Source organism: Frondihabitans sp. GW821-FHT04F02, assembly GCF_059420045.1.
On sequence record NZ_JBWKSZ010000002.1, the window covers coordinates 144,463 to 169,889 of the forward strand.

The window sequence follows — 25,427 nt, forward strand, 5'->3', positions numbered from 1 at the left end:
AGAACCGCGTCGAAGTTGTCCACAGGCGAGCCGGGCCAGCGGGGAGGAGGGTGCGCCTGCCCTAGGCTCTGAGCCATGTCAGAGCACGCCGGCGCCCGCCCCGAGACCACGTACAGCTATCTCGGCCCGGCGGGCACCTTCACCGAGGCGGCGCTCAAGCAGGTGCCGGAGGCCGCCGGGAAGACCTGGCGCAGCGTCAACAACGTGGGCGAGGCCCTGGCCGACGTCGTCGCCGGGCGCAGCGTCGCCGCGATGATCGCGATCGAGAACTCCGTCGACGGAGGCGTGAGCGCGACGCAGGACGCCCTGGCGAACGTGCCCGGCCTGCGGATCCTCGGCGAGTACCTCGTCAAGGTCGACTTCGAGCTCGTCGCGCGGCCGGGTACGTCCCTCGCCGAGGTCAAGGTCGTCAACGCCCACCCGGTCGCGTACGCCCAGTCGCGCCGGTGGCTCGACAGCACGCTGCCCGAGCACGGCCACCTCCCGGCCACCTCCAACGTGGCTGCGGCCGCTGCCCTCCTCCCGCCGGCGCCGGGTGAGGCGATCGTCGGGGTTCTCGCCGACGCGGCCGTCGCGCCCCTCGGCATCACCGAGCACTACCCGCTCGAGGTGCTCGCGCGGAACATCGGCGACAACTCCAACGCCGTCACGCGCTTCGTGCTCGTCGGCCGGGCCTCGGCGGTGCCGGCGGCGACCGGGTCCGACAAGACGACGATCATCGCCGAGCTGCCCGACGACCGCGCCGGAGGGCTGCTCGACATGCTGGAGCAGTTCGCGACGCGCGGCATCAACATGAGCCTGCTCCAGTCGCGACCCATCGGCGACGCGCTCGGCCGGTACCGCTTCGTGATCGACCTCGACGGCCACATCCTCGACGAGCGGGTCGCCGACGCCCTGCTCGGCCTCAAGCGGTTCAGCCCGAGCGTGATGTTCCTCGGGTCGTACCCGCGGGCCGACCACAAGGCGGTCACGGTGACGCCGCGCTACGACAACGCCGCTTTCGTCGAGGCGCGCGACTGGCTTCGCGGGTTGGTCGCGGGCGAGCCCGGCGACGGGTAGGCGCAGGACGGCGAGCCCGGCGACGGGTGGGCGCAGGCGGGCGGCGCAGGGCAGGCGGGCGGCGGGCGAGCCCGGCGGCAGTTCCTGCGCCTGCGGGGTTCTAGGCGGGGACGCGCACTCGGAGGGCCAGCGGGTCGACCCAGGCTCGGATGGCGACCGCCATGCCGTGCGAGTCGCCGTCGAGCTCGAAGTCCTGGGGGGATTCGAGGCGGACGACGATCTCGGAGCCCTTCATGTAGCGGACGGTCTTGAGGTCGGGCGCGAGCCTCATGACCTGGCGGCCCGCTCGGCTGCGGCGGAGGATGCCGTTCTCCCACACGATCTTGAGCCAGATGCCGACCCAGTCGATCTTGCGTTCGGGGCGGAGGGCGACGATGTCGAACACCCCGTCGTCGATTGCCGCGTCGGGCAGCAGCATCAGGTTGCCGGGGAGCAGCCCGCAGTTGCCCAGGATGATCGTGTGGGTCTTCATCGACTTGCGGCCCGAGTGGTCGAGGTCGTAGCGGATGTTCATGCTGTTGTTGTCGCGGAGGCTCCGGGCGATGGCGTCGACGTAGGCGAGCCAGCCGATGCGCTTCTTGAGGGTGTCGTTCGTGTTGGCGAGCATCTGGGCGTCGAGCCCGAGCCCGGCCATCACCACGAAGACGCTGCGGTCGCGCGTGCCGTCGGGGTTCTCGATGTCGACGACGCCGAGGTCGATCTTGCGCTCGACGCCGTGGAAGACGGTCGAGATCGCGTTGTCGAGGTGGTCGAGGCTGAGCTTGAGGTTGCGGGCGAGCAGGTTGCCGGTGCCCGACGGCAGGAGGCCGAGCGCCGTCGTGGAACCCCGCAGCGCCTCGGCGACGTTGCGCACGGTGCCGTCGCCGCCGGCGGCGATGACCACGTCGGCCCCGGCCTCGACGGCCTGGCGGGTGACGCCGCCGCCCGGGTCTTCGATGCTGGTGGCGTAGTAGAGCGTCTCGTTCCAGCCCGCCTTGTTCTGGTGACGGCGGACCGACTTCTTGATGTCGGCGAGCGACACCTTGATCGGGTTGTAGACGACGGCCGCCGTCTTGGGAGCCGTGGCGGCGGCCTCGGGGGCATCCCTCTCGGCGGGCGGGGAGGACGGGGTGCTCATGGGCCAACCGTATTCGACGCGGACCGCGCGTGTATGGCGGGCGTGTTAACGCAGTCGTCGAGCGGCGTTCTCCACAGGCCTGACGGGCGGAGGCGACTCGCGGCCGGTATTCCTTAGACTGGCGGGGTGATCGATCCCCAGCTGCTCCGCGACGCCCCCGACCTCATCAAGACGAGCCAGGCGGCGCGCGGCGACTCCACCGAGGTCGTCGACGTCGCAGTCGCGGCCGACGTCAGCCGCCGGGCCGCGATCGCGTCGTACGAAGACCTCCGCGCCGAGCAGAACGCCTTCGGCAAGACCGTGGCCAAGGCGCCTAAAGACGAGAAGAAGCAGCTCGTCGCCCAGGCTCAGCTGCTCGCCGCCAGGGTGAAAGAGGCGCAGGCCGCGTCGACCGTCGCCGATGAGTCCTTCGACACAGCGATCCGCGCCATCGCCAACCCGATCATCGACGGGGTGCCCGCTGGCGGCGAGGAGAACTTCGTCACCCTGCGCACGCACGGCGAGCCCCGCGAGTTCGACTTCGAGCCGCTCGACCACGCCGACCTCGGCGAGAAGCTCCGCGCCATCGACATCAAGCGCGGCACGAAGGTGTCGGGCTCGCGCTTCTACTTCCTGCGCGGCGTCGGCGCCCGCCTCGAGCTCGGGCTCATGAACATGGCGCTCGACAAGGCCATGGCCGAAGACTTCACGCCGCTCATCACGCCGACGCTGGTCCGCCCCGAGATCATGGCCGGCACCGGATTTCTCGGCGCCCACTCCGACGAGATCTACTACCTCCCGGCCGACGACCTCTACCTCACCGGCACGAGCGAGGTCGCGCTCGCTGGCTACCACGCCGACGAGATCGTCGACGTGTCGGAGGGCCCGATCCGCTACGCCGGCTGGTCGACCTGCTACCGCCGCGAGGCCGGTGCCGCCGGCAAGGACAACCGCGGCATCCTGCGCGTGCACCAGTTCAACAAGCTCGAGATGTTCACCTACGTGCACCCCGATCAGGCCGAGGCCGAGCACGACAAGCTCGTGTCGTACCAGGAGGCCATGATCCAGGCGTGCGAGCTCAGCTACCGCGTCATCGACGTGGCTGCCGGCGACCTCGGCTCGAGCGCGGCCCGCAAGTTCGACATCGAGGCCTGGGTTCCGACGCAGGGCACCTACCGCGAGCTGTCGTCGACCTCGAACTGCACGACGTTCCAGGCCCGCCGCCTCGACACCCGCTACCGCACCGAGTCGGGCAAGACGGCGCCGGTCGCCACGCTGAACGGCACGCTGGCCACCACGCGCTGGCTCGTCGCTATCCTCGAGACGCACCAGCAGGCCGACGGCTCGGTTGTCGTGCCCGAGGCCCTCCGGCCCTACCTCGGCGGCCTCGAAGTGATGGAGCCCGTCGCGTGACCTCCTCCACCCCCGCCGTGACGCGGTCCGCTGCTCCGCGCCGGGACGACGCCTGGCTCGTCGCGCTCGACGTCGACGGCACGATCATGACCGAGGGCGGCCAGATCAGCGATGCGGTCGCCGGCGAGATCCGCCGCCTGCGCGGCGAGGGCCACGAGGTCATGATCGCCACGGGCCGCTCGGTCGCGATGACGCTGCCCGTCATGGAGCGGCTCGGCCTGGAGTCCGACTACGTGGTCTCGTCGAACGGTGCGATGACGCTCGGGCGCGATGACACTGCCGACAGTGGTTACTCGACGGTCTTCGTCGAGGAGTTCGACCCCACCGACGTCCTCACGACGATCAACGGCCGCCTCGAGGGCGCCGGCTACGCCGTCGAGGATGCCCACGGCAACATGCTCTACCTCGGGGCGTTCCCCGAGATCGCCCTCACTCCGACGAGCCGCGAGGCGAGCTTCGACGAGCTCTGCGGTGTCCAGGCGACCCGCGTCGTCGTCATGTCGCCGTCGCACAGCCTCGACGAGTTCCTCGAGATCGTCGAGAGCATGGGCCTGCACAAGGTCAGCTACAACGTCGGCTGGACGGCCTGGCTCGACATCGCGCCCTTCGGCGTGACCAAGGCCACGGCACTGGAGCGCGTCCGCACCTGGCTCGACATCCCGGCCGAGCGCGTCATGGCCGTGGGCGACGGGCGCAACGACATCGACATGCTCGCATGGGCCGCGCGCGGCGGCCGCGGTGTCGCGATGGGGCAGGCGCCCGACGACGTGCTCGAGGCGGCGTCCGAGCGGACCGGCTCGGACGTGGAGGACGGGCTCGCCGCGGTGCTGGCGACGCTGTAGCGCTTGTCCGCCGCGCGAGCGTGCGCCTCGCGTCGCGTCGCGAGCGTGCTCGTCGCGCCGCGTCGCGCCGCTTCCTAAGGACGCCTGGGGTAGACGTCCTCGTCAGCGTCGCACCCCGGCGGCGTTCTCCTAGTGGGCGTCGCAGATTCGCCGTCGAATCCTTCGTCACGCACACGTCGTCCTTGCCAGAGGACGCGCCACATCACGCGTCCGATACACTCGCAGAGGCTGCGAACCCGCGTGTTCGCACGCCGGGAGGGCTGTCCGAGCGGCCGATGGAGCTTGTCTTGAAAACAAGTGGGCAGAAATGTCTCGTGGGTTCGAATCCCACGCCCTCCGCCTAGGAAGACCCGCCAGATCCCTGGTTGACTCAGGGATCTAGCGGGTCTTTCTCTCGTTCACGGCGTTATCTGCCCACATTTTGCCCACAACCGTAAGTGCCAGTTTCTCGTCGAGTCGTGCTGCTACTGCATCCAGGTCGTCATCGAACAGGTCGGCGTAGACGTCAAGCGTCATCGACGCGGAGGCGTGGCCAAGCATCCGCTGCACGGCCTTCACGTTCGCTCCAGAGCTCACGGCCAGACTGGCAGCGGTGTGCCTGAGATCGTGCGCGGTCATGTCCGGAAGGCCGGCCGCCTTCACGGCAGAGGGAAACCACCCGTGCTCATTGTGGGAACGGCGAAGGTGGGTCCCCAGCTGCGTCCCGAACACGAGCGATTCGCGCGTCTTCCCATCACACTGGAGCGCTAGAGGGACCGAGAGTCCGGCAGGGAATGGGACTGAACGGCGCTTGTGCGTCTTCGGGGTGCCGACCTCGATGACGCCGCCGACTTCCACGGCATTCACTGTCACGTTCACCCGGCGCCTAAGCATGTCGAGATCTTTCACGCGCAAGCCCACCGCCTCGCCCCACCTGAGGCCTGTGTAAGCCAAGAGCAAGACCAGAGGGCCGAAATCGCCTGACTGAACGGCGAGAGCCGACACTTGGTCGGGCGACAGGTAGACGTGCTCCTTTCGCCCCTTTCGTGGGAGGTTCATTCCGCGGGCCGGGTTGCTCCCCAACTGACGATCCTTGACTGCGGTGTCGAGGATCGCGGCCAGCACGCCGTAAGCGCGTAGAACCGTCGTAGCACTGCGGTCCTTGCTCATCTCGGAGATCCAGGACTGAACAGCACTGTGCCTGATGTCAGCCAGTTTCCTAGAGCCCCACCGGGGCTGCACGTACAGGCGCCAGGCGATCTCGAGTGGGCGCGCGGATGACGGCTTGAGGTGCGTCTGGTTTGCCAGCCAGGTAGGGCCAAGGGCGTCGATGGTGGTTTGTGAATCCGAGTGCGAGATGAACTGCCCGCGATCCTTGGCGACCTCGACCGTAGCGAGAAAGAGCTCGGCCTCACGTTTCGTCTTGAAGCCTCGGCGATCGGTCTGCCTGCGCTCGGGATCTCGGAATCGGACCCGATAGCGTCGGCCTTTGGCGGTCTCATACGGCGTGACGCTAGCCATTCGAATCCTTTGGGGAGCTGTTCGCGAAGGCCGCGAGGTCACGCGTGAATTGGCGGGTGAAGTGGCCGATCTTCTGGGGAGAAGCGTCGACTCCAGCTGCGGCCCATGCTCGCTCGCTCAGCGTCTGCTTCCAGAGAAGCCAGCAATAGCCGAGGAACTCATCGGGATCCATGGCAAGTCTTTTTGCGGCCCGAGCATCGGCAATACCGGCGTTGCTCCGCATTCGCTTGAGATTCAGCACTGAGACGCCGCGGGGGACGCGAGGCTCGCTGTCCGCGGCTTCAGTGTTGCGGGCGCGTTCGACACTTTGCTGTTCGAAGGGGAGATCGTCAAAAAAGTTGACACGATCGCCGCTCAACACGACCTGGAACACCTCGGCTCGAAGGGAAGTCCCGGACGTCATCTCGATCCAACCGTCGAACTCGAACAGCTGCGCGAGACGGACACGGTTGCCAGTGAGGTTTCCGAGCGCGTCGGCGACAATCATGATCGTCGGAAGCGTGGCTGGTATCTGCCCCTTCTCAAACTCAACGACTCGCGACGTCGTCCACTTCAGCCCGTAGACACGTACGGCGCTCGCCAGCTGATCCAGCGTCACATTGGCGGCAGATCTGAGGCGCCGTACGTTCTGCCCCACGGCGCGATTGAGGGGGACGACATCGCTATGCCCAGGGTCGTCGGAGTTCGTCATGAAACCGAGATTATCCGAACATTCGGCTACTTGACAATACATGGCTCTACTGCTTCAATCCTCAGGTGTACGGATTTCCGTAACCGAAGGAGGAAATGATGCAGACCGATCTTCGTCCCGTCGAGCCGGCAGTCGAGAAGTACCTGTCGCCGGCAGACGTCTGCGAACTAGTCCCCGGCATGACCGAAGGGCGCTTGAAGATGCTCCGTTTCAAGGGCACGGGACCCGAGTACCTGGCCCCGACCAAGCGCACGATCGTCTACACGGAGCGGCGACTTAGGGAGTGGCTCGAGGCTCAGGCGCGGAAGAGCTCGAGGGAAGCCTCGTGACTAACTGCGTGTTCCAGGGCGGCACCAAAGCGCACCGTGAGTATCACGGGCTCGGCCGCAACGAGACCGCGGCCCGGGCCACGATGGGCGACCGCACGCTCTCCTACATCGAGGATGGCCAGCTGATGACGACGACCCAGATCGTTAGCCGGATTCACGTCGCGATCGACTCGCTCGCTCGAGAGAAGGGCCAAGCGTGACGCCCGCAAACCATCCCGCGTCTCAAACGCGACCTACGAAAAAGGCCCCTGCGTCAACAGGGGCCCAGCCCATCGAAACCGCTAAGTAAACGAAGGACAAGAACATGATTATCATCTCAGCCTCCCCGACCGTCGACAAGACCCCAGAGCGGGTGGCGGAACTCGCCACTGACTTCATCTCCATTTCTGGCTTCAATAGCGAGGGATTCATAGGTGACAAGTCGAGCGGGCTCTGGCACATCATCTGGGAAGAGCGGCCGCTGACGCCCGGATACACGCCCGGTCCCAAGGCAATGCCCATCGACGCGTGGAACCACTTGCCGACAAGAGTTCGAGACAGGATGACCACCCCCGGTTATCAGTGGTCGAACAAGGACATCGAAGATGACGACATGGAGCGTGAATTCGTCTTCACGTACGTCGGCAAGTACCGCCTCCTCAGCGAGACGATCGAAGGCGCACAGAAGTCGGGGCAGTTCCTCAATAGCACCGTCTCCGTTGCCGACCTGACGGAAGACGACCACACCTACGCTGCGATCGGCTGGAGCGGGGGAGTGCCCACAGTCGCATTGCATGTTGTTGATGACAGTGACGGTCGGGCTATCAAGTTCATGTCCGCGGCAGAAGCTCTCCGCCTCGCTCACGAGATCATCGACACAGCCGCCCAGGTCCGAGCATCCAGAGCTTCTGCAGCTGAGACGCCTGCCGAGCTCGTCGACCGCGCCCTCGCCGTGGCCAACGAGATCCTTGACCAAGCCAAGTAGCGGACCCTCGGGTGTGCGCGCTCCTGCCCACACTTCCGACACCACCGAGAGGGGCGCGACGCGTGACCGTATCTGCTCGCAACTGGGCCTGGACGCTCGAGCTCAAGTCCGGCCAGAAGGTCGTGCTGCTGTACCTGGCAGAGATGGAAAACGCCGTCTACGGATACGCGTTCCCCTCGCAGGAAGACATTGCGCACAAGACCGGACTGAGCCCCCGAGCCGTCCGCGAGCAGCTCGTAACTCTCGGGCGAGCCGATGGTCCCGTGCGCATCGAGAAGACCCGTCCCGCTCACAAGACCTGGGCCCAGAGCCGCTACTTCCTTAAGGTCCCCGAGACCTTCCGGGCCACGGACCAGGAGTGGCTGCGAGCCCGAAGACAGGCGGGGTAGACCGGCCGACCCAGCGGCAGATTCTGCCAGCGGCACTATCTGCCGGTAGTTCACCGTTCCACCGGCAAATTACGTCGAGCCACCGGCAGATTCTGCCAATACCACCGGCAGATTCTGCCAAAACCACCGGCAGATTCTGCCTACTACCAGTGATGTACCAGTGATGAGACCAGTGACAAGTACCAGGCGCTCCGCTCAACGAAACAAGCGCCCGGCCTGTGGATAACTTTCATTCCTTCAATCGAGGGGGACGAAAAGCGTCGTCCTCTAGACCCGCCGAAGCATGTACCGAACAGGAGCACCACGTGACCCAGCAGAGCACTTTCGAGCTCAAGGCCCGACCCGTCGACTACGAACGCGCGAAGGAGGTCATGACAGCCATCGCGGCTGAGGACGGGGTCGCGTTCGATCGGGCGATCGACTCGATCCTCGACGACCCCGAGTCCACCCCCTACGACTCCGGGCGAGCCGTGATCGGGATCCTCGCCGCGGTCCTCATCGACCCGAGCCTCGACTCTTCCGATTAGGAGACCTCTCATGGACGCACCCGAGACGCTCGACGTCGACACCGCCATCGAGACCCTGAAGCAGACAGCCCACCTCATCCGAGTGCCCCTGCCCGCCACCCTCGAGAAGGGACTCGACGCCGTGGACGCTGAGGCGAAGCTCGATGGGCTCGTGCGCCATACCCCGGCGATCCAGACAGCCTGGGCCGCCGCCGTCGGCTGGGCCTCAGCCACCATCGCGAAGACCCGCCGTGACATCCCCGGTATCGATCTCAACGGCGCCACCCCCGCCGGCCTCGAGCAGCACCACATCGGGATGTGGATAGACGCGATGGAGGCCATCGACCGGGTCGACCTCATCGCCCGAGCATGGACAGCCCTCGGCGGCGTCACCGAGCTGCTGACCGTCAGCCCGAACGAGGAGCCCTTGATGGTCGCTGACCTGGACGTCGATGCGTTCGACGCCCTCCGTGCCAAGACCGTCCGAGCCACCGCGGCCGCAGGACAACCCCTGACACTCGCCACGTTCGACCAGTGGCGGGGAAGGGTCACCAGCCTCCGCGCGGAACGCGAACAGCTGCAGCTCATCGACGCCCGCGAGAAGAGCCACGGGCTCCGCCTGTAGGCGCCACAACCACCCCGAGACCCCGCCGGCATCCCGTCCCGCGGGCAACCCCCGAAAGGAAACACACCATGGCCAGTGCATTCACCCCCCAGGAGCAGACGGAGCTCCGAAAGATCGCTCGCTCCGCTGCCGCGAGCGTCGTCGGCGTCCCCTGGAATGACGCGAAGGACGAGCCGATGGCGGACACCCGCCGTCAGGAGTACCTCGACCGTCAGGTTGCAGCCATCCGAGCGGAGGCCGGCCAGTGAGCGTCAAAGAGGGCCGGGAAGCGTTCGACAAGGCCCACGGCAAGAAAGACACCGAGAAGGACCCGCAGCCCGTCACGACGAAAGTCGCCGCCGGCCGCGAGCTGAAAAGGACCGGCCGCCTCCCCGAGGTGCAGACCGGCGGAAAAGGAACAGAGGCCACCGCATGACCATCGAGACAGAAGCATGGTCCCACGTCCCCGGACACGACGACCTGCAACGCATCCGCCAGGCCGTCGGCGCCACCTCCAGGCGCTACGGGGACATCCTGGTGCGATACCAGGAGAAGGAACCTGCCGCCACCAACCAGGTGCACTCGACCATCCGCAAGCTCCTCCGCGCCGGTGAGACTGTCCCTGACGACATCGCCCAACCCATCATCGATGCCCGAGCCGCCGACGCCCTCGGACAGCTGCGAAGCAACCTGATGAGCGACGTCGTCAACAGGGCGAGCAAGGAAACCCTGGCACCCAACTCGATCGACCGTGCCCTCGACTACCTCCGAGAGCAGCTGGACGAGATCACCGCCGAGACGATGCTCCTCATGCCCGCGGCCGCGACCGTGAGCTCCGCCGAGGAGGCAATCAAGACCGACACGATCAACGAGTGGCGCATCCTGACCGAGCTCGCCGGCAAGTATGCCGAAGTGCGCCGCGTGCAGCAGACGCTCTACGTCGCCGCCTTGAAGGAGTCCTCACACAAGTTCCGGTCGCAGGAGTTCGAACGCAGCGCCCTCTTCGCCGACGCTCTGGACTGGCACCCAGAGTGGACACGCCCCCGGGCCGAACGAACCGGCACCGAATCAGGGACGGGCCCTCTTCCCCAGGCTGTACGTGACTACCTGCAATGGATGCGGACCGGGCTGCGCGACTCCGACGTGCTGAACGGGACGATGGCACCCGAGCGGCGCCTCGTGCTCGCGGTGACCCAGCACCGGCCATGGGTGCCCACGATCAGCCAGTGGCACGCCGTCGACGACCTGCTCCTCACCGTCACTCAGCGTCCGTCACAGCCGAACGTGGCTCAGGTTGAGACAGACCGAACAGACCTGCTCGACATCCTCAGCATCGAGCACACCCTGCCCGACCCGAAGCGCCTGCCGTACTACAAGCAGTCCGCCACCAGCCGAGTACGGAACATTGCACGGGCAAATCTCTCCGTCGACCAGATCCGCGACATCCAGGAATCCAACCGATCACATCGGGAAGCAGCAGACTACCTCGCCGGTCTCAGGGGCAAAGGCGGCGTTCCAGCCAAGTGAGACCTGTTCAGCGGCAAGGGGTTGCAAGTCTCGCACTCCCTTGCCGCTGACCTCAGCCCCCCAGGCCAAGCACCACACACCAGTGCCCACGACCAGCCCGAAAGGCCGTCAGAACAGGCCACAGCAACGCTCACGGGGTGGGGGGCTGCCCCTCCGAGCCCCGATCTACAGGACCGCCGGGGAGGTTTCTCGCAGTCCACAGACCTGAAAAGTTCCCAGAAGGGGTACATCAAAGGCATAAATGCCCTATCCGCTTTGGGTAAGAGCGATACCTCTTTGGCTCGATAGGAAATGCTCTCGGCAATGCGCAGACGAACGCTGACATTCGCGCTCAATGACGGTAGCCCCTGTTAAAATCGAGGCACGGAAGGAACTTTCCGGTGGGTGCCCTGGACTGGGGCGCTGGAGGACTTAGCCTGCGACTCCCTGGTGCTGACTCAGAAGAGTCCCTCCATGCCGCGTCGCCTCTCTTCCACCTCGTGCCCGCCTAGCTGGCCCACCGTGCTCCTCTGCCAAGGCGGTCACCGCTAATGGCCGTCGGGAGCAACCGCAGCGTAAGCCTGAGGGTCGGCGCGACCATCGATGGGATGGTCGGCGCACTCGGCCGCGGCTCGGCCGCGGCCCGAGAGTTCTCCCGCAACGTTCAGTCGTCGGCGCGTACAGGCACCCAGGCGCTCAACAAACAGAAAGAGGCGGCCGAGTCCCTCGCAAAGCCGCTCGCCGCCATCGGCACCGTCGCGGCGCTCGGTATCGGCTATGCCATCAAGGCCTACGCCGATTTCGACGAGAAGATGTCGTCGGTCAAGTCGCTCTCGCACGCGACGACCGACGAGATGAACCAGCTCAAGCAGGCTGCGCTCACCACCGGCACCGCCATCGGGTTCTCTGCGACCGAGGCCGCGGACGCCGAGATCGAGTTGGTCAAGGCGGGTACCTCCGCTGCCGACATCTACGGCGGCGCCCTCGCAGGCTCTCTGAAGCTCGCCGCGGCCGGGCAGATCGATGTCGCTGACGCGACCTCCATTGCCGCCTCGACGCTGACCCAGTTCGGTCTCAAGGGCAAAGACGTCACGCACATCGCCGATCTGCTTGCCGCAGGTGCCGACAAGGCCCTCGGTGGTGTCTCCGACCTGGGCGAGGGCCTGAAGTACATCGGCCCCGTGGCCGCATCCTCGAACGTCTCGCTCGAGCAGACCGTGGGCTCCCTTGCGCTCCTCGCCCAGAACGGAATCCTGGGCGAGCAGGCCGGCACGGGCCTGCGCGGCATGCTCTTGTCTCTGACTGCACCATCGGAACTTGCCAGCAAGACGATGGAGAAGTACGGGATTTCCGTCTACAACGCGCACGGCAAGTTCATCGGGTTCAACGGTGTCGCCGAGCAGCTGAAGACCAAGCTCGGCACGCTCGATGACGCGCAGCGCAACGCTGCTCTCGGAACTATCTTCGGCAACGCGCAGATCACCACCGCGACGATCCTCATGAAGGGCGGCGCGAAGGAGGTCGACAAGTGGACCAAGTCTGTTGACGAGCAGGGCTTCGCAACCGAGCAGGCCGTCGGCAAGATGGACAACCTCAACGGCGATCTGACGAAGCTCAAGGCCTCGTTCCAGACCGCCGCCATCGTCACTGGTGAGGCGGCAGACGGTCCTCTGCGGGCGGCAGTCGAGGTCGTCACCGACATGATCGACACCTACTCGCGCGCACCTGGTGCAGTGCAGGGCGTCGTTCTTGGGATCGGTGCTCTGACCGCCGGGGTCGGGCTCAGCTCCGCCGCCCTGCTGGTTGGTATCCCGAAGGTCGTCGCGTTCGGCGAAGCCCTCAAAGTGCTCGCCCTCTCGCGCATCCCGATCGCCTCCGCAGCGTCCGCCACGGCCCTCCGCGGTCTTTCGGCTTTCAGCTCCGGGATGACTGGCGCCACCGTCCGTACCGCGGGGCTGTCGACCGCGAGCCGGACCGTCGTCCGGGCGTCCGCCGGCATGGGCAAGGCCCTCGCCGCAACCGGTTCATTCCTCACCGGCCCGTGGGGTATCGCCCTCGGCGCCGGCGCGGCCGCCGTGGCCGGGTTCAACGTCGCGATCGACGCGGGAGCGGCCTCGCAGGCGGAACTCGTCAACGCCATCACCACCTCCGCAAGCGCCTACAAGACCCTCGCGACCGCGGGCGAGCGCAGCGGCTTCTCGAAGGCTGTCGCCGGCGACCAGACCAAGAACCTGCAGGACCTCAAGGGTGTTCTGCACGACCTCGGCGACGAGGGCTTCACAGTCGGCACCGTCCTGCGCAACATGGGCGACAACGTCAGCGCCACCTTCGGCAGCGGCAAGCGGTACGCCATGATCGCCACCCTCAAGGAGGAGTCCAAGTCCCTGACCGATCTGGGTAGCGCTCTTGCCGAGGTTTCTGCGGCCGATCCGAGCGCCGCCGCGGCGCAGTTCACCAAGATCACGAAGGCCTACCGCCTCAACAACGGTGAGATAAAAGACCTCATCAGCAACATGGGCCCCTACCGGGACGAGCTGGTCAAGCAGGCATCCGCTCTGGGCATCACTGACTCGAAGCAGAACCTCCTGCTCCTGGCCACGGGTAAGTACACGGAAGCGTCGAAGGAGGCCAAGAACCCGACCAAGGAGAATACGGCCGCCCTCAACGAGATGGAGACCTCGGCGCAGGAGACCGCGAAGGCCATCGATACGACCGCGCAGGCCCTCAAGGGGCTGACGTCGCCGACCCTTGACGCCCGGTCGGCACAGCGCGACCTCCAGGCCGCCCTCGACGCGGTCTCCGACACCATCAAGCAGAACAAGGACGCGTACAAGGACGCCGGCACCTCCCTCGACATCAACACCGAGGAGGGCCGGAAGAACAGTGCCGCGCTCGACCAGATCTCCGCCTCCGCGCAGAGCGCGGCCAGCGCCGTGTTCAACCAGACCCACAACCAGAAGCAGGCCACCCACGAGCTCGCCGAGGGCCGCAAGGGACTCATCTCGGCCCTCGGCGCGTACGGGCTGACCGGGGAGGCTGCGCAGGCGTACGCGGACACGATCATCGGCACCCCAAAGGACTGGGCGACCGCGTTCACTGCCGACACCACGAGCGCGACGACCGGGGTCGACGCTTACGGCAACACCATCGCCGCCATCCCGAAGAAGACGACGACGCAGCTGATCGCCGAGAAGGAAAAGGCCGAACGAGACATTGCCGATCTGAAGAAGAAGCTGGCGAGCGTCCCCTCCGCGAAGAAGTCCGAGATCCAGGCAAAGATCGACGACGCTGAGGCGAAGATCGCGCGTATCAAGAGCAAGCTCGCCGAGGTACCCGTCTTCAAGCTGATCTCAGTGGTCGCGACAACCGACAGCAGCCAGATCGACAGTCTGCTGACCAAGATCCGGATGGCCCGCTCGGAACTGTCCGACGTCAACGGCAGCGCCTCCGGCAACGGGCGCATGGGCACTTACGCGACCGGCGGACGCATCACGGGCCCCGGCACTGGTACATCCGACGATGTCCCGATCTGGGCGTCCAACGGTGAGTTCATGATGCGGACGGCCGCTGTGCGCCAGTACGGCGAGCCGCTCATGCACGCGATCAACCAGGGTCGCGTCTCGAAGCAGCAGCTCATGGCCGCAGCATCGGTGCAGGGCCTTGCCGCGGGTGGCCCCGTCGCCCCGACCCGGTATGCTCCGGCGCCGGCCTCGACGATCGTCGTGCAGGGCGGCGGCGGCACCAGCACCACCTTCGCCCCTACGTTCGTCTCCTCGGGAGACGTGAGGAAGGATGCCAGCGACGTCATGTTCGAGTACCGACGGCTGCAGCTAGGAGCCCGCTAATGGCCGAGGACGACTTCCTATTCACCCAGGGCGCTGACGGCCTCCCCAAGGCGCTCCTGCCCGCAGGACACGAGGAACGCGTCCACGAGCTCACCGGGGCGCTCCTGGCCGCTCCGGACGCCCACACGGGCATCCTCGCGATCCTCGAAGTCCGCGGCGGCCAGGACCTCGCCCAGGACTACTCGGAGATGGTCATCCGGCAGGCCCTTGACAGCGTCTACGCGTGGCTGAGAGACGAGGCCCCGCCCCTCCTCATCGCGCACCGGGGCGCGTTTCTCCTTGCCTGGCTCCGGACCGCCCGCTCGCCGCTCGTCGCCGACATGATCATCGACGACCTCGACGAGCAGCTCGAGGCCTGAGAGCGGCTACCCGGAAAACGGGTACCCCTACGCGACCCTGAGTCGCGACGATCGGGCTAGCCCTGAGCCGGGGTGTCCGTCATGTCATGTGCTGCCCGGGTTGTCACCCCGCACCTGTGTGTCCCCCTGAGGCAACCTTCACCGGAGGTGACACCACTATGCTCGGGCCATGCGACGTTGGACCTCGGTTTACCAGTTTGGTTGGACCCCGATCATCACGTTTGGCACCCGCAGACTTCGACTTCTCGAGTGGGTAGAGGCTCATTTAGAACCTTCGGCCTTCTTCGATAGCCCGACTGGTGACCATGTTGGATTGGCTCTCGGGGATCCCCGCGTTCGAATCACCGTGTCAAGAGACGGTGCTCAGCTGGAGGACGCAAGTGCTAAAGGTTCAGGGGTCGAGAGCCTAAGCCCGGCGCTAGCCGGCCTCTTTGAGGTTCTCGAGCCCAAGGGTGTCATTTTGCGGTCCGCTTCCGTCGCGTGGTCCAACGACCTCGAGGACATGTCCTACGACCGGGCGCGCGGGGCGCTGGGAAACAGCATTTCGGGCCTCGCAAAGGCCGGCTCGATTTTCAACGCCATCGACACCAGCATGCTGCTCGACGTTGAGACTGAAGGATTTACTGGACAGATCGAGTGGGGCATTGTGAGTGCGCCCGAACTGAGAGAACGTGTGGAGACCCCCCAGATGGGGCGTCTCTCAGCTCAGCGCTCGCATGCTAGCCTCAGCCCTGAACTGCTGGCCGATCTGCCTGCGTCTTCGGTCTTCCTGGACTCGCACTTCCACCCAACCGAATCAACGGCGATTGCCGATGCCGCCGGAATGAATTCGGCCGTCCAGACCGTTACAGGCATAAGTGAGTACGTTTGCCAACAACTGGCAACAGATACCCTGAGCAAGATAGGAGATGGGCTGTGAGTTCCGCACCCCTCGCCCCGACCACCCGCTTCCAATCCTCCGACGACCAATGGGTCGAGGTTGCGGCGCCGTCCCCGACAAGGGACGCTCACTTTCACGGGACTGAGCATCTTGTTGCGTCGAGCCCGGTGGGAATGATCAGCGGAGACGACATGCCCATGCCGAACGTCGCCGAATCCGACGCACGCGACTACGTCAGTCGACTTTGGGCCGAGGATTGGAACTCACCTGAAGACGCTGTCTACGACGCGTGATTCAGGCAGGCCAGATCGTTACGGTCTGGTTCCCCTTTAGCCACATTGAACCAACTCCGTACAAGCGGAGACCCGTGCTCGTCGTGGGGACGTACGGTTCTGGCGAGGACGAGGCAGTCCTTGTCACGATGGTCACCTCGAATCCGAGGCGGGTGAACCGACCGCATCCGGAAGACGTTCCTATCCCGGAGCACGACAAGTGCGGACTCCCATTGCCGAGCGTGGTCCGGGCAACCCGGCTGTGGACGGCCCAAACGCGGGACGTTGCGGGCGTCGTGGGGAAGGTACCCGATTCGGTGCTTTCCGAAGTGCGCGACAGGCTTAGACCCCTCCTTGGACTCTAGGTCCCCGATTCGTCGAGCGCTCGCGGGCGCTCTGCCCACATTTTGCCCACAACCGGGCAAACAACCAGTTGCTCCGAGCCACGCTAGGAAACCGAAAATCCCCGAAATGGAGCGGTTAGGCTTGGCGTCATAGGAGGTGAAAGGGCACCGGGGAGAGTTCGAATCCCACGCCCTCCGCATGGCCACAGTGATACTCGTCCGGCATGGACGCACGTCCGCGAACGCGTCGGGGGTGCTGGCCGGGCGCACCGCCGGCGTCCGGCTCGACGACACCGGGCGGCGTCAGGCCGCGCGCACGGCCGAGAGGCTGGCGGCGGTTCCGCTGGTGGCGACGGTGTCGAGTCCGCTGGAGCGGTGCCGTCAGACGACCAAGTTCCTGCGCGATGCCCAGGAGGGCAGCCCTCCCGCGCTCATCGAACGCGCGATCACGGAGTGCGACTACGGCGACTGGCAGGGGCGCACGCTCGCGGAGCTCGCCAAGGAGGACCTCTGGAAGGTCGTCCAGTCGCAGCCGTCGGCCGCGGTCTTCCCGGGCGGCGAGTCGCTGCCGACGATGCAGGCGCGTGCGGTGGCGGCGATCCGGAAGCACGACGCCGCGTTCGAGGCCGAGTTCGGGCCGGGTGCGGTGTGGGCGGCGATCAGTCACGGCGACATCATCAAGTCGATCCTGGCCGATGCGCTGGGCATGCACCTCGACCTCTTTCAGCGCATCAACGTCGGCCCGGCGTCGGTGTCGATCATCCGCTACGGCGCGAACCGGCCCGACGTCATCGCGACGAACACCGATTCGGGCGACCTGTCGTGGCTGGCGAAGACGGCGGCGCCTGCGGCCGATGCGGCGGTCGGCGGCGGCGCCTGAACCCTCGCGTTCGGCTTCTGCGCTGGGTTGGGAGACGCGGCATCCCCGCCGTTTCGGCAAAGTCCCTCTGACGCGACGGCGGGGCCGTGCCGATCCGGCGGGGTTCGCACCGCGCGACGGCGCGGCCGTGCCGAAACGGCGGGCCCGCACCCGGCGACGGCGGCGTCCGACGCACGCAGCGCCAGCCTCGCAAACACCCGGGAAGACCCCGCCCGACGCTCGTAGAATGAGCGCATGCCTACCATCGTCCACGGGTTCGACTGGCCAGACCGACTGATCGTCGGGACGGTGGGCCACCCCGGTTCGCGTTCGTTCTACCTCCAGGCGAAGGACGGCCGCCGCGTCGTCAGCGTCGCTCTCGAGAAGGAGCAGTCCGCGGTCCTCGCCGAGAAGATGGACGAGATCCTCGACGACCTGATGGCCCATGAGGGCAACCCGTTCAGCGTCCCGACCGGCACCCCCGTCGAGCTCGTCGACAACGAACCGCTCGAGCAGCCCGTCGACTCGCAGTTCCGCACCGGGGCGATGACCCTGGGGTGGGACGTCACGACATCGCAGGTCGTCATCGAGGCCTACCCGGTCGACGACAGCGACGACGATGTCGATGAGATCGACGCTGAGACCGAGCCGGCCGAGATGATGCAGGTGCGGATCCCCGTCGGCACGGCCCGGGCGTTCGCCAAGCGGACCCTCGAGATCGTGGGCGCAGGCCGTCCGCTGTGTCCGCTGTGCGGCCAGCCCATGGACCCCGAGGGGCACGTCTGCGTCGAGCCCGGCGACTTCTGATGCAGCCGGTGGCCGACCTCGACCACGGCGCGCTCGAGATCACCGGTCGCATCCCCACCGCGTCGAATGCCACGTTCCTCGGCACGATCGGCGAGACCGAGGTCGTCTACAAGCCGATCGCCGGTGAGAAGCCGCTCTGGGACTTCCCCGACGGCGACCTCGCCCACCGCGAGGTGGCCGCGTACGTCGTCTCGGAGGCCTTCGGCTGGAACATCGTGCCCCGCACCTGGCTGCGCGAGGGCCCGCTCGGCCTCGGCATGGTGCAGCTGTGGCAAGACATCGACCCCGACCAGGACGCCGTCGACCTCGTCGACTCCGCGCTCGTGCCCGACGAGGGGTGGCGCCACGTCTTCGACGGAAGCGACGAGTTCGACAGGTCGGTCGCTCTGATCCACGAGGATTCGACCGCGCTGCGCCGCATGGCCGTCTTCGACGTCGTCGTCAACAACGCCGACCGCAAGGGCGCGCACATCCTCGAGATGCCGGGCGGCCACCGGCACGGGGTCGACCACGGCCTCACCTTCCACGAGGAGCACAAGCTCCGCACCGTCCTCTGGGGCTGGCTCGGCGAGGGGCTCCGCGACGACGAGGTCGCCGGCCTCGATCGGGTGCTGGCAGGCCTCACGTCCGGCGGGCTGGCCGACACGCTCCGCGACCTCCTGCAGCAGCGGGAGATCGCCGCGTTCACCGCCCGCGTCGAGCGCCTGCGGGCCAACCCGATCTTCCCCGCGCCGCGCGGCCACATGCCCGCGGTGCCTTGGCCCCTCTTCTGACGGTTCGGGGCTCGTGCCAGGTCGGCGAGAACTCACGCCGTCCTGAAGCGACGCTGCCGGGCTTCCCCCGTGCGTGGATGCGCGCCGAGGGGTTTTCGTCCGGAGTGGCTTTCCCTGGCGGTGAATTCACGCCCAGGGAAAGCCCTCCAGAAAGAAACCCCGGGGCCGTGCCGACCCGAGCCACGAGGGCGCAGGAACTCGGCCCTACGCCGACCACGACCCCCAGCCGCGCCCGAACATGTCGTCGAACCCGGCCGGACCGCCGAGCCCGCCGCCGCCGAAGCCGCCGGCCCCCCGCGACCCGAGGTACGAGCCCACCACCGCGGCACCGAGGTCGTCTGCCTCCGGCGCCGTGACGCTCCCGCCGACGCGCTTGGCCATCGAGTCGATGAAGCGGGCGAGGCCGGGGTCGTCCCCGAGGCGGAAGAACGTGGTGTGGGCGCCCAGCCGCATCGAGTTGTCGAGCTCGCGCACGGCGTACGCGATGGTCAGCGGGTCGGGCGGGTAGTTGAAGTAGACCTCGCCGTTCGGCTCGAGGTGCGATGTCGGCTCGCCGTCGGTGACGATCAGCAGCACCGGCTGCGCGTTGGGGTGCTTGCGGAAGTGCCGGTTGGCCAGGAGGAGCGCGTGGTGGAGGTTCGTGCCCTTGTCCCACATCGCTTCCAGGCCCACGAGCTGCTCGATGTCCATCACCTCGGCCTGGCGGCCGAACGCGATGAGCTGGAGCTCGTCTCCGCGGAAGCGCGAGGTGATCAGCGTATGGAGGGCGAGCGCGGTGCGCTTCATCGGCACCCAGCGGTTGTCCATCGCCATCGAGAACGAGGTGTCGACGAGCAGGGCGACGCAGGCCTGGGTGCGGGCCTCGGTCTCCTGCACCTCGACGTCGCCGATCTCGATTCGGAGGGGAGTTCCTGCGCCCTCGCCTGCCTGGCGGGTGATCGCGTTCGTGATGGTGCGCGTGACGTCCCAGGGCTCGGTGTCGCCGAACTCCCATTCGCGGGTGGCTCCGGAGCGTTCGCCCGCGGCGCCGGCCTTGCGCATGTCGCGGGCTCCCTGACGGCCCGACATGCGGTCGGCGATGTCGCGCAGCAGCGCCTTGCCGAGCTGTCGCATGGCCTTGGGGGTCAGCTTGAGCGAGCCGTCGGTGCCGCGCTTGACGGCGGCGGAGTCGTGCAGGGCCTTCTCGAGCTGCTGCAGGGCCCGGGCGTCGACCGCGGCCTCGTTGCCGAGCTGCTTGGCGAGCGTGTCGAGGTCGAGGTCGTCGAGCTGGGAGCCGTTGTGCGACTGCGCGAGCTGCTCGGCCAGCTGGTCGAGGTCGGCGAGGTCTTGGAAGACGCCGGTGCCGTCGCCCAGGCCGAGGCCCTGCTCGCCGTCCATCTGCTCGGAGCCGCCCCAGTTCTCGCCGGGGCGGAGCGCCTGGAGGTTCTCGTCGAGCTGAGCCAGGGAGTCCATCAGATCGGGTGAGCCGAAGGCCTGCTGGGCCAGGGCGTCGAGCTCGTCGCGCTGCTCCTGCGTCATCGAGTTGCGCATGCGCTGGGCGGCGGCGGCGCGGGCCGCCATCGCGTCGATCAGGTCGTCGACGTTCTGCGGGTTCTCGGGGAAGAACTCGCCGTGCTTGGCCATGAAGTCGTCGAACTGCTCGGGGGTGTCCTCGCCGCGGGCGTGCGCGGCCAGCAGCTCGTTCAGGTCGCCGAGCATGTCCTGGATGGCCGCCCGGTCGGCGTCGGTGGCGCTCTCGAGCGCCTCCTTCATGCCGGCGAAGCGCTGGTCGAGCATCTCGCGGCCGAGGAGGTCCTTGATCTTCTCGAAGTCCTGGCGGGCTTCGCGGCTCTTCCACTGGTAGTCGTTCAGCTCGGTGACGGCGGCCGCGGGCGAGACCGGGAGGCTGTCGAGCTGGAGCTCCGAGAGGGCGCGGTCGCCGTCGTCCATCTCGGTGTCCCGCGCGAGCTGGCCGCGCTCGGCGAGGACGGCCTTGTCGAGCAGCTCCTTGATCTCGCGGAGAGTGCCGTCGAGGTTGTGCTTCTGGGCGAGCTCGCGGCGCCGCTCGGCGACCCGGCGTGACAGGTCGTCGAGCCCGGCCTGGTCGCGTCCGCCGCGGCGCAGGAACTCGCGCATCGCGTGCTCGGGCGAGTAGCCCGCCATGACCTCCTGCCCGATGGCGTCGAGCGCCTCGGTGAGGTCGACCGGCGGGGCCAGCGGGTCGGGGCCGCCCGCGTACTTGCCGTAGCGCGAGTCGCGCGACAGGCGGCGGTTGCCCCTAGCCATAGATGGCCTCGCCTCCGCCGGTCTCCTTGCTCACGCGGCGCGCGAGGTAGAGCCCCTCGAGGGCCAGCTCGATCGCGCCGGCCTTCTCGCCGTCGGTCTTCGCGTCGAGCCGTTCGCAGACGTCGTCGTAGATCTCGGACTCGCCCAGCGACGGCAGGCCCGCCAGGAAGTCGCGCGCCGTCACCTGCTCGCCGGTGGTCACCATCGTCCCGGCCTCGAGCGCGTCGACGAGCATCCCGAAATCGATGCCGCGGAAGTGCGCGCGCACTGCCTCGGCCGTGGCCGTCCGCAGGAGGTGGTCGAGGATCTCGTCTTCACGCCCCTCCTCGCCCGACTCGAACTCGATCTTGCCGCCGAGCACATCGACCGCCGTCTCGAGGTCGATCGGCCTGGCCACCGCCTCGGGCTCGCCCTGGCGGCTGGCGCGGTGCAGCGCCGCCGCCGCGATGGTCTCGGCCCCGGCGATCGCGAATCGGGCGCTGACGCCACTGCGCTGGTCGACGGCGCTCGACTCCCGCAGGGCCCGGGTGAACCGGGCCAGGATCTCGATCAGGTACGCAGGAACTTCGGCCACCAGATCGGCCTCCTGCAGGATCACCGCGATCTCGTCGTCGAGCTCGGTCGGGTAGTGCGTGCGGATCTCGGCGCCGAACCGGTCTTTCAGCGGCGTGATGATGCGGCCGCGGTTCGTGTAGTCCTCGGGGTTCGCGCTCGCCATCACCAGCACGTCGAGCGGGAGCCGCAGGACGTAGCCGCGGATCTGGATGTCGCGCTCCTCCATGACGTTGAGCATGGCGACCTGGATGCGCTCGGCCAGGTCGGGCAGCTCGTTGATGGCGACGATGCCGCGGTGACTGCGGGGGATGAGCCCGAAGTGGATCGTTTCGGGGTCGCCAAGGCTTCGGCCCTCGGCCACCTTCATGGGATCGACATCGCCGATGAGGTCGGCGACGCTCGTGTCGGGGGTTGCGAGCTTCTCGACGTACCGCTCCGAGCGGCTCCGCCACTCGACCGGCAGCAGGTCGGCGAGCTCGGCGGCGCGTCGGATGCTCTCGGACGTGATCGGCTCGTACGGGTGCTCGCCGAGCTCGGAGCCGGCGATCACGGGCGACCACTCGTCGAGCAGGCCGGCCATGGTGCGGAGGATCCGCGTCTTGCCCTGGCCGCGCTCGCCGAGGAGCACGATGTCGTGCCCGGCGATCAGAGCACGCTCGAGCTGCGGGATGACGGTGGATTCGAAGCCGTGGAGGCCGGGCCAGGGGTCACGGCCTTCACGGAGAGCGGCGAGCAGGTTGTCACGGATTTCGGCACGAAGGGTCTTCTGGACGTGCCCCGCTGCGCGGAGCTCGCCGACCGTTGCCTCAGTTGGACGGGTCACTCGCGCAACGGTACGCCCGCTGTGTGTCGTCGGCGTCACACGATGCTGTGCGCCCTCCGCATCGAGCCCTACTTCGCGGCCTCGGCGACGACGGCGTCGACGGCGTCGGCCGGGGTCAGCGCGTCGGCGGCCGGCTTCGGGAAGCTCGAGATCGTCGACTTCGTGATTCCCGTCGACGAGATGAGCAGGTTGCCCTGGACCGCGGTGATGGCGCTGAAGGTCGCGTCACCCGCCGCGGCGCCGGCCGACGACGGGAGCGTGATGGTCTCCTCGAGGTCGATCGTGCGGTCGGCGTCGGTCGAGGCCGTGCCCTTCTTCAGCGCGATGGTGATCGACTGCCCCTGGACGGTGAGGGTGATCTTGCCGCACGCCGAGATCAGGTCGTCCACCTTCGACTCGGTGTCGCCGCTCGTGATCGCGCTGGGCAGCGCCTTGCCTGCGACCGTGGCGACGGAGACGGTGCTGGTGCCGTCGACGAGGGCGGCTCCCACGCTGTCGGCCGGGGCCGTGATGCCGAGGCCGGCCTTGAGCTTGGTCTTGCACGACTCGGGCGCGATCGTGACGCCGCTCTGGTCGAGGAGGGTCGAGAGCGGCGAGCTGCCGGCGGCCGAGGTGTTGGCCGCCTTGAGAGCGGCGTTGTCGTAGAGCTTGGCGCTGGAGCCGACTTTCGGCTTGACGGCCGTCATCAGCGCAGTCAGGTCGTCGGACGTGTAGGTCTTCGCGTCGGCGGTCGGGGTCGGCGTGCTTGCCGGGGCTGAGGAGTCGCCCGCACTCGGCGTCGACGGCGACGAGCACGAGGTGAGCCCGGCCGCGGCGATGGCGGCCGAGGCGACGAGGACGAAGAGGCGGGCGGTACGGCTGATCTTCACGGGAGTGCCTTCACGGGACGGGTGCCGGGGCTCGCGAAGCATCTCGCCCCCCACGGACATGATTCTTGGTCGATCCCAACAGTAGACCCGCCCTCGCGCTGCGGGCCGACCTGTCAGCGCGCGACGGGCGCCGGGTCGGGCATGACCGGCAGGTCGGCCAGCCGGCGGGTGCGCCGCCAGACGAAGAAGCCGGTCAGGGTGAAGACGCCGTAGACGATGTACATGAGCCCCGACGCCCAGAGCCCCGCGCTCAGCAGCAGCGGGACGCCGACGATGTCGACGGCGACCCAGATCAGCCAGAACTCGACCCACCCCTTGGCCATGCCGTAGGTGGCGAGCAGGGACCCCGTGAAGATCCACGCGTCGGCCCAGACAGGAGCGTACGAGCCGAGGGCGGTGAAGATCGGCGTGAGCACGGCGGTGCCCCCGACGAGCGCGACGAGGAGGAGGACGCGGGAGCGGGCCCCGGCCCAGCGGGGCTCGACGGCGGTGGCGCCGGAGTTCCTGCGCCCCTGCCAGCGGTACCAGCCGTAGACGGAGACGATGATGAACATGATCTGGCGGCCGGCCTGCCCCAGCAGGTTCACCGGGTGGGGCGTGTCGAACACGGCGCCCATGAACACCGTGAAGAGCAGGGCGTTGCCCAGGATTCCGATGGGCCAGGCCCACACCTTGCGGCGCATGCCGCCGAGCGCGCTGATCAGGCCGAAGAGGTTGCCGATCACCTCGCGCCAGAGCACGGCCTGGTTGCCGACCGTGAACTGCGCGTCGAAGAGCCAGTGGATGGCGCTCATGATTCCTCCCGGAGGGTCGCCAGGGTCAAACCGTAGTCGCCGGTTTTCCATTCCCTCGCATGGACTTTCGCCGGGCGCGCGAGAGCGAGGCGAACAGCACCCCGCCCACCACGAAGGCGCCGCCGATCAGCTCGGCGAGGTCGGGCACCTGCCCGAAGGCGAGCCACGACGCCAGCACGCCGATCACCGGCACCAGCATCGAGAACGGCGCGACCTGCGACGACGGGTACTTCGCGAGCAGGCCGTTCCAGAGCCCGTAGCCGAGCACCGTCGCGAACAGGATCACGTACAGCAGCCCGAGCACCGCCGGGAGCGCGTCGAGCGTCAAGGCCGTCGACAGCGACCGCCCGATCCTGCCCGGCCCCTCGAACAGCAGGGACAGCGCCAGCATCGGCAGAGGCGGAACGACCGACATCCACAGCGTCAGGTGCAGGGCGTTCGGGGCCGCCGCCCTGCGCGACGCCACGTTGCCGAGCGCCCAGCCGAGAGCACCGCACAGACCCAGGGCCAGGGGCAGGAACTCCGCCACCTGCGCCCGGTGCACCGCGATCGAGGCGAGCCCCACCACCGCCACCCCGATCCCGATGGCCTGGCGGCGGGTGATCCGCTCCCGGAGCAGCACGCCGGCGATCAGCACGGTGAACGGTGCCGACGCCTGGACCACGATGGATGCGAGACCGCTCTCGAGGCCGGCGTCCATGGCGAGGTAGAGGAAGCCGAACTGCAGGATGCCGAGACAGGTGCCGACGGCGAGGAGCCACCGCACCGGGATCGCCGGCCTCGGCACGAACAGGACGGTCGGTATCGCGAGGATCCCGAAACGGAGAGCCACGGTCAAAAACGGCGGGAAGTGCTCGAGCGCCAGCGCCGTGGCCGGGAAGTTGACGCCCCAGACGATCGCGACGAGGGCGGCGCGGAGGCGGTCGGTCGGCGTCATCGCCCCATCCTGGCGGGGATTCCACGCGGCGGACAGCTCCAATCCGCAGTCCGCGGCATTCTGCAGATCGCCTCCGAATCCCGGCGGCGGTCAATGGCTGCTGGCTAGAATCGTGAGCCTTGCCGCCCCCGCGCGGCGCGGCGTCG

The 25,427-nt window shown here is 67.6% G+C and carries 27 protein-coding genes and 1 tRNA gene; 20 read left to right on the forward strand and 8 right to left on the reverse strand.

Annotated elements, in window-relative coordinates:
* Positions 1 to 75: 75 nt before the first annotated feature.
* Positions 76 to 1,059, forward strand: coding sequence for a prephenate dehydratase (pheA, locus tag AC07TY_RS05825; RefSeq protein ID WP_494784650.1), 984 nt, complete (start codon positions 76 to 78; stop codon positions 1,057 to 1,059).
* A gap of 100 nt (positions 1,060 to 1,159) precedes the next feature.
* Here pheA and AC07TY_RS05830 read toward each other — a convergent pair whose 3' ends face one another.
* Positions 1,160 to 2,176 carry a diacylglycerol/lipid kinase family protein gene (locus tag AC07TY_RS05830; protein ID WP_488624863.1) on the reverse strand — a complete coding sequence of 339 codons (1,017 nt, stop codon included), beginning with the start codon at positions 2,174 to 2,176 and terminating at the stop codon, positions 1,160 to 1,162.
* Between the two features lie 126 nt (positions 2,177 to 2,302).
* On the opposite strand from AC07TY_RS05830, the gene serS reads away from it, so the two are divergent.
* The 3 genes from serS (at position 2,303) to AC07TY_RS05845 (ending at position 4,749) form a co-directional block, all read left to right on the forward strand.
* Positions 2,303 to 3,568 carry a serine--tRNA ligase gene (serS, locus tag AC07TY_RS05835; RefSeq protein ID WP_494784651.1) on the forward strand — a complete coding sequence of 422 codons (1,266 nt, stop codon included), beginning with the start codon at positions 2,303 to 2,305 and terminating at the stop codon, positions 3,566 to 3,568.
* On the forward strand, positions 3,565 to 4,410 hold the full coding sequence (locus tag AC07TY_RS05840) for an HAD family hydrolase (protein ID WP_488624861.1): 846 nt from the start codon (positions 3,565 to 3,567) through the stop codon (positions 4,408 to 4,410). The genes serS and AC07TY_RS05840 overlap by 4 nt, the downstream gene beginning before the upstream one ends.
* A gap of 254 nt (positions 4,411 to 4,664) precedes the next feature.
* A tRNA-Ser gene (locus AC07TY_RS05845) sits at positions 4,665 to 4,749 on the forward strand.
* 39 nt (positions 4,750 to 4,788) lie between these two features.
* Here AC07TY_RS05845 and AC07TY_RS05850 read toward each other — a convergent pair.
* Positions 4,789 to 5,910: a site-specific integrase gene (locus tag AC07TY_RS05850; protein ID WP_494784652.1), complete on the reverse strand. Its 1,122-nt coding sequence runs from the start codon at positions 5,908 to 5,910 to the stop codon at positions 4,789 to 4,791.
* Complete coding sequence (locus tag AC07TY_RS05855) at positions 5,903 to 6,601, reverse strand: helix-turn-helix domain-containing protein (protein WP_494784653.1); 699 nt, start codon at positions 6,599 to 6,601, stop codon at positions 5,903 to 5,905. Before AC07TY_RS05855 ends, AC07TY_RS05850 begins: the two co-directional genes overlap by 8 nt.
* A 98-nt stretch (positions 6,602 to 6,699) precedes the next feature.
* Here AC07TY_RS05855 and AC07TY_RS05860 point away from each other — a divergent pair, with 98 nt between their 5' ends.
* From AC07TY_RS05860 to AC07TY_RS05935, 16 genes are all read left to right on the forward strand, one after another.
* Positions 6,700 to 6,930 (forward strand): hypothetical protein, encoded by a 231-nt coding sequence (locus AC07TY_RS05860; protein WP_494784654.1) that lies wholly within the window; start codon positions 6,700 to 6,702, stop codon positions 6,928 to 6,930.
* Positions 6,927 to 7,130, forward strand: coding sequence for a hypothetical protein (locus AC07TY_RS05865; RefSeq protein ID WP_494784655.1), 204 nt, complete (start codon positions 6,927 to 6,929; stop codon positions 7,128 to 7,130). Before AC07TY_RS05860 ends, AC07TY_RS05865 begins: the two co-directional genes overlap by 4 nt.
* A gap of 104 nt (positions 7,131 to 7,234) precedes the next feature.
* A complete protein-coding gene (locus tag AC07TY_RS05870; protein WP_494784656.1) occupies positions 7,235 to 7,894 on the forward strand; it encodes a hypothetical protein in 660 nt (219 codons plus the stop codon).
* Positions 7,895 to 7,956: 62 nt separating this feature from the next.
* Entirely contained in the window at positions 7,957 to 8,283 is a 327-nt protein-coding gene (locus AC07TY_RS05875) for a helix-turn-helix domain-containing protein (protein ID WP_494784657.1), read from the forward strand.
* 305 nt (positions 8,284 to 8,588) lie between these two features.
* Entirely contained in the window at positions 8,589 to 8,810 is a 222-nt protein-coding gene (locus tag AC07TY_RS05880) for a hypothetical protein (protein WP_494784658.1), read from the forward strand.
* A 10-nt stretch (positions 8,811 to 8,820) separates the two neighbouring features.
* The gene (locus tag AC07TY_RS05885; protein WP_494784659.1) at positions 8,821 to 9,414 is read left to right on the forward strand and encodes a hypothetical protein; all 594 of its coding nucleotides are present in this window, start codon (positions 8,821 to 8,823) and stop codon (positions 9,412 to 9,414) included.
* 68 nt (positions 9,415 to 9,482) lie between these two features.
* Complete coding sequence (locus AC07TY_RS05890) at positions 9,483 to 9,662, forward strand: hypothetical protein (protein WP_494784660.1); 180 nt, start codon at positions 9,483 to 9,485, stop codon at positions 9,660 to 9,662.
* Entirely contained in the window at positions 9,659 to 9,829 is a 171-nt protein-coding gene (locus AC07TY_RS05895) for a hypothetical protein (RefSeq protein ID WP_494784661.1), read from the forward strand. Before AC07TY_RS05890 ends, AC07TY_RS05895 begins: the two co-directional genes overlap by 4 nt.
* Positions 9,826 to 10,920, forward strand: a complete 1,095-nt coding sequence (locus AC07TY_RS05900; RefSeq protein WP_494784662.1) for a hypothetical protein — start codon at positions 9,826 to 9,828, stop codon at positions 10,918 to 10,920. The genes AC07TY_RS05895 and AC07TY_RS05900 overlap by 4 nt, the downstream gene beginning before the upstream one ends.
* A gap of 587 nt (positions 10,921 to 11,507) precedes the next feature.
* A complete protein-coding gene (locus AC07TY_RS05905; RefSeq protein ID WP_494784663.1) occupies positions 11,508 to 14,744 on the forward strand; it encodes a phage tail tape measure protein in 3,237 nt (1,078 codons plus the stop codon).
* Entirely contained in the window at positions 14,744 to 15,103 is a 360-nt protein-coding gene (locus AC07TY_RS05910) for a hypothetical protein (RefSeq protein ID WP_494784664.1), read from the forward strand. Before AC07TY_RS05905 ends, AC07TY_RS05910 begins: the two co-directional genes overlap by 1 nt.
* Before the next feature lie 169 nt (positions 15,104 to 15,272).
* Positions 15,273 to 16,022, forward strand: a complete 750-nt coding sequence (locus AC07TY_RS05915) for a hypothetical protein (RefSeq protein WP_494784665.1) — start codon at positions 15,273 to 15,275, stop codon at positions 16,020 to 16,022.
* A 250-nt stretch (positions 16,023 to 16,272) separates the two neighbouring features.
* Positions 16,273 to 16,620 carry a type II toxin-antitoxin system PemK/MazF family toxin gene (locus tag AC07TY_RS05920; protein WP_494784666.1) on the forward strand — a complete coding sequence of 116 codons (348 nt, stop codon included), beginning with the start codon at positions 16,273 to 16,275 and terminating at the stop codon, positions 16,618 to 16,620.
* A 178-nt stretch (positions 16,621 to 16,798) separates the two neighbouring features.
* The gene (locus AC07TY_RS05925; protein ID WP_494784667.1) at positions 16,799 to 17,479 is read left to right on the forward strand and encodes a histidine phosphatase family protein; all 681 of its coding nucleotides are present in this window, start codon (positions 16,799 to 16,801) and stop codon (positions 17,477 to 17,479) included.
* Positions 17,480 to 17,713: 234 nt separating this feature from the next.
* Positions 17,714 to 18,265 (forward strand): DUF3090 domain-containing protein, encoded by a 552-nt coding sequence (locus AC07TY_RS05930; RefSeq protein ID WP_494784668.1) that lies wholly within the window; start codon positions 17,714 to 17,716, stop codon positions 18,263 to 18,265.
* On the forward strand, positions 18,265 to 19,038 hold the full coding sequence (locus tag AC07TY_RS05935; RefSeq protein WP_494784669.1) for an SCO1664 family protein: 774 nt from the start codon (positions 18,265 to 18,267) through the stop codon (positions 19,036 to 19,038). The genes AC07TY_RS05930 and AC07TY_RS05935 overlap by 1 nt, the downstream gene beginning before the upstream one ends.
* Before the next feature lie 204 nt (positions 19,039 to 19,242).
* Here the strand turns inward: AC07TY_RS05935 and AC07TY_RS05940 are convergent, their stop codons facing one another.
* From AC07TY_RS05940 to AC07TY_RS05960, 5 genes are all read right to left on the reverse strand, one after another.
* Positions 19,243 to 21,303: a vWA domain-containing protein gene (locus tag AC07TY_RS05940; RefSeq protein WP_494784670.1), complete on the reverse strand. Its 2,061-nt coding sequence runs from the start codon at positions 21,301 to 21,303 to the stop codon at positions 19,243 to 19,245.
* Positions 21,296 to 22,681: a MoxR family ATPase gene (locus AC07TY_RS05945; RefSeq protein ID WP_123505578.1), complete on the reverse strand. Its 1,386-nt coding sequence runs from the start codon at positions 22,679 to 22,681 to the stop codon at positions 21,296 to 21,298. Before AC07TY_RS05945 ends, AC07TY_RS05940 begins: the two co-directional genes overlap by 8 nt.
* Before the next feature lie 68 nt (positions 22,682 to 22,749).
* Positions 22,750 to 23,550, reverse strand: a complete 801-nt coding sequence (locus tag AC07TY_RS05950; RefSeq protein WP_148061162.1) for a hypothetical protein — start codon at positions 23,548 to 23,550, stop codon at positions 22,750 to 22,752.
* A 113-nt stretch (positions 23,551 to 23,663) separates the two neighbouring features.
* Positions 23,664 to 24,344: a nicotinamide riboside transporter PnuC gene (gene pnuC, locus AC07TY_RS05955; RefSeq protein WP_123505576.1), complete on the reverse strand. Its 681-nt coding sequence runs from the start codon at positions 24,342 to 24,344 to the stop codon at positions 23,664 to 23,666.
* Positions 24,345 to 24,369: 25 nt separating this feature from the next.
* Positions 24,370 to 25,281: an EamA family transporter gene (locus AC07TY_RS05960; protein WP_494784671.1), complete on the reverse strand. Its 912-nt coding sequence runs from the start codon at positions 25,279 to 25,281 to the stop codon at positions 24,370 to 24,372.
* Between the last annotated feature and the right edge of the window lie 146 nt (positions 25,282 to 25,427).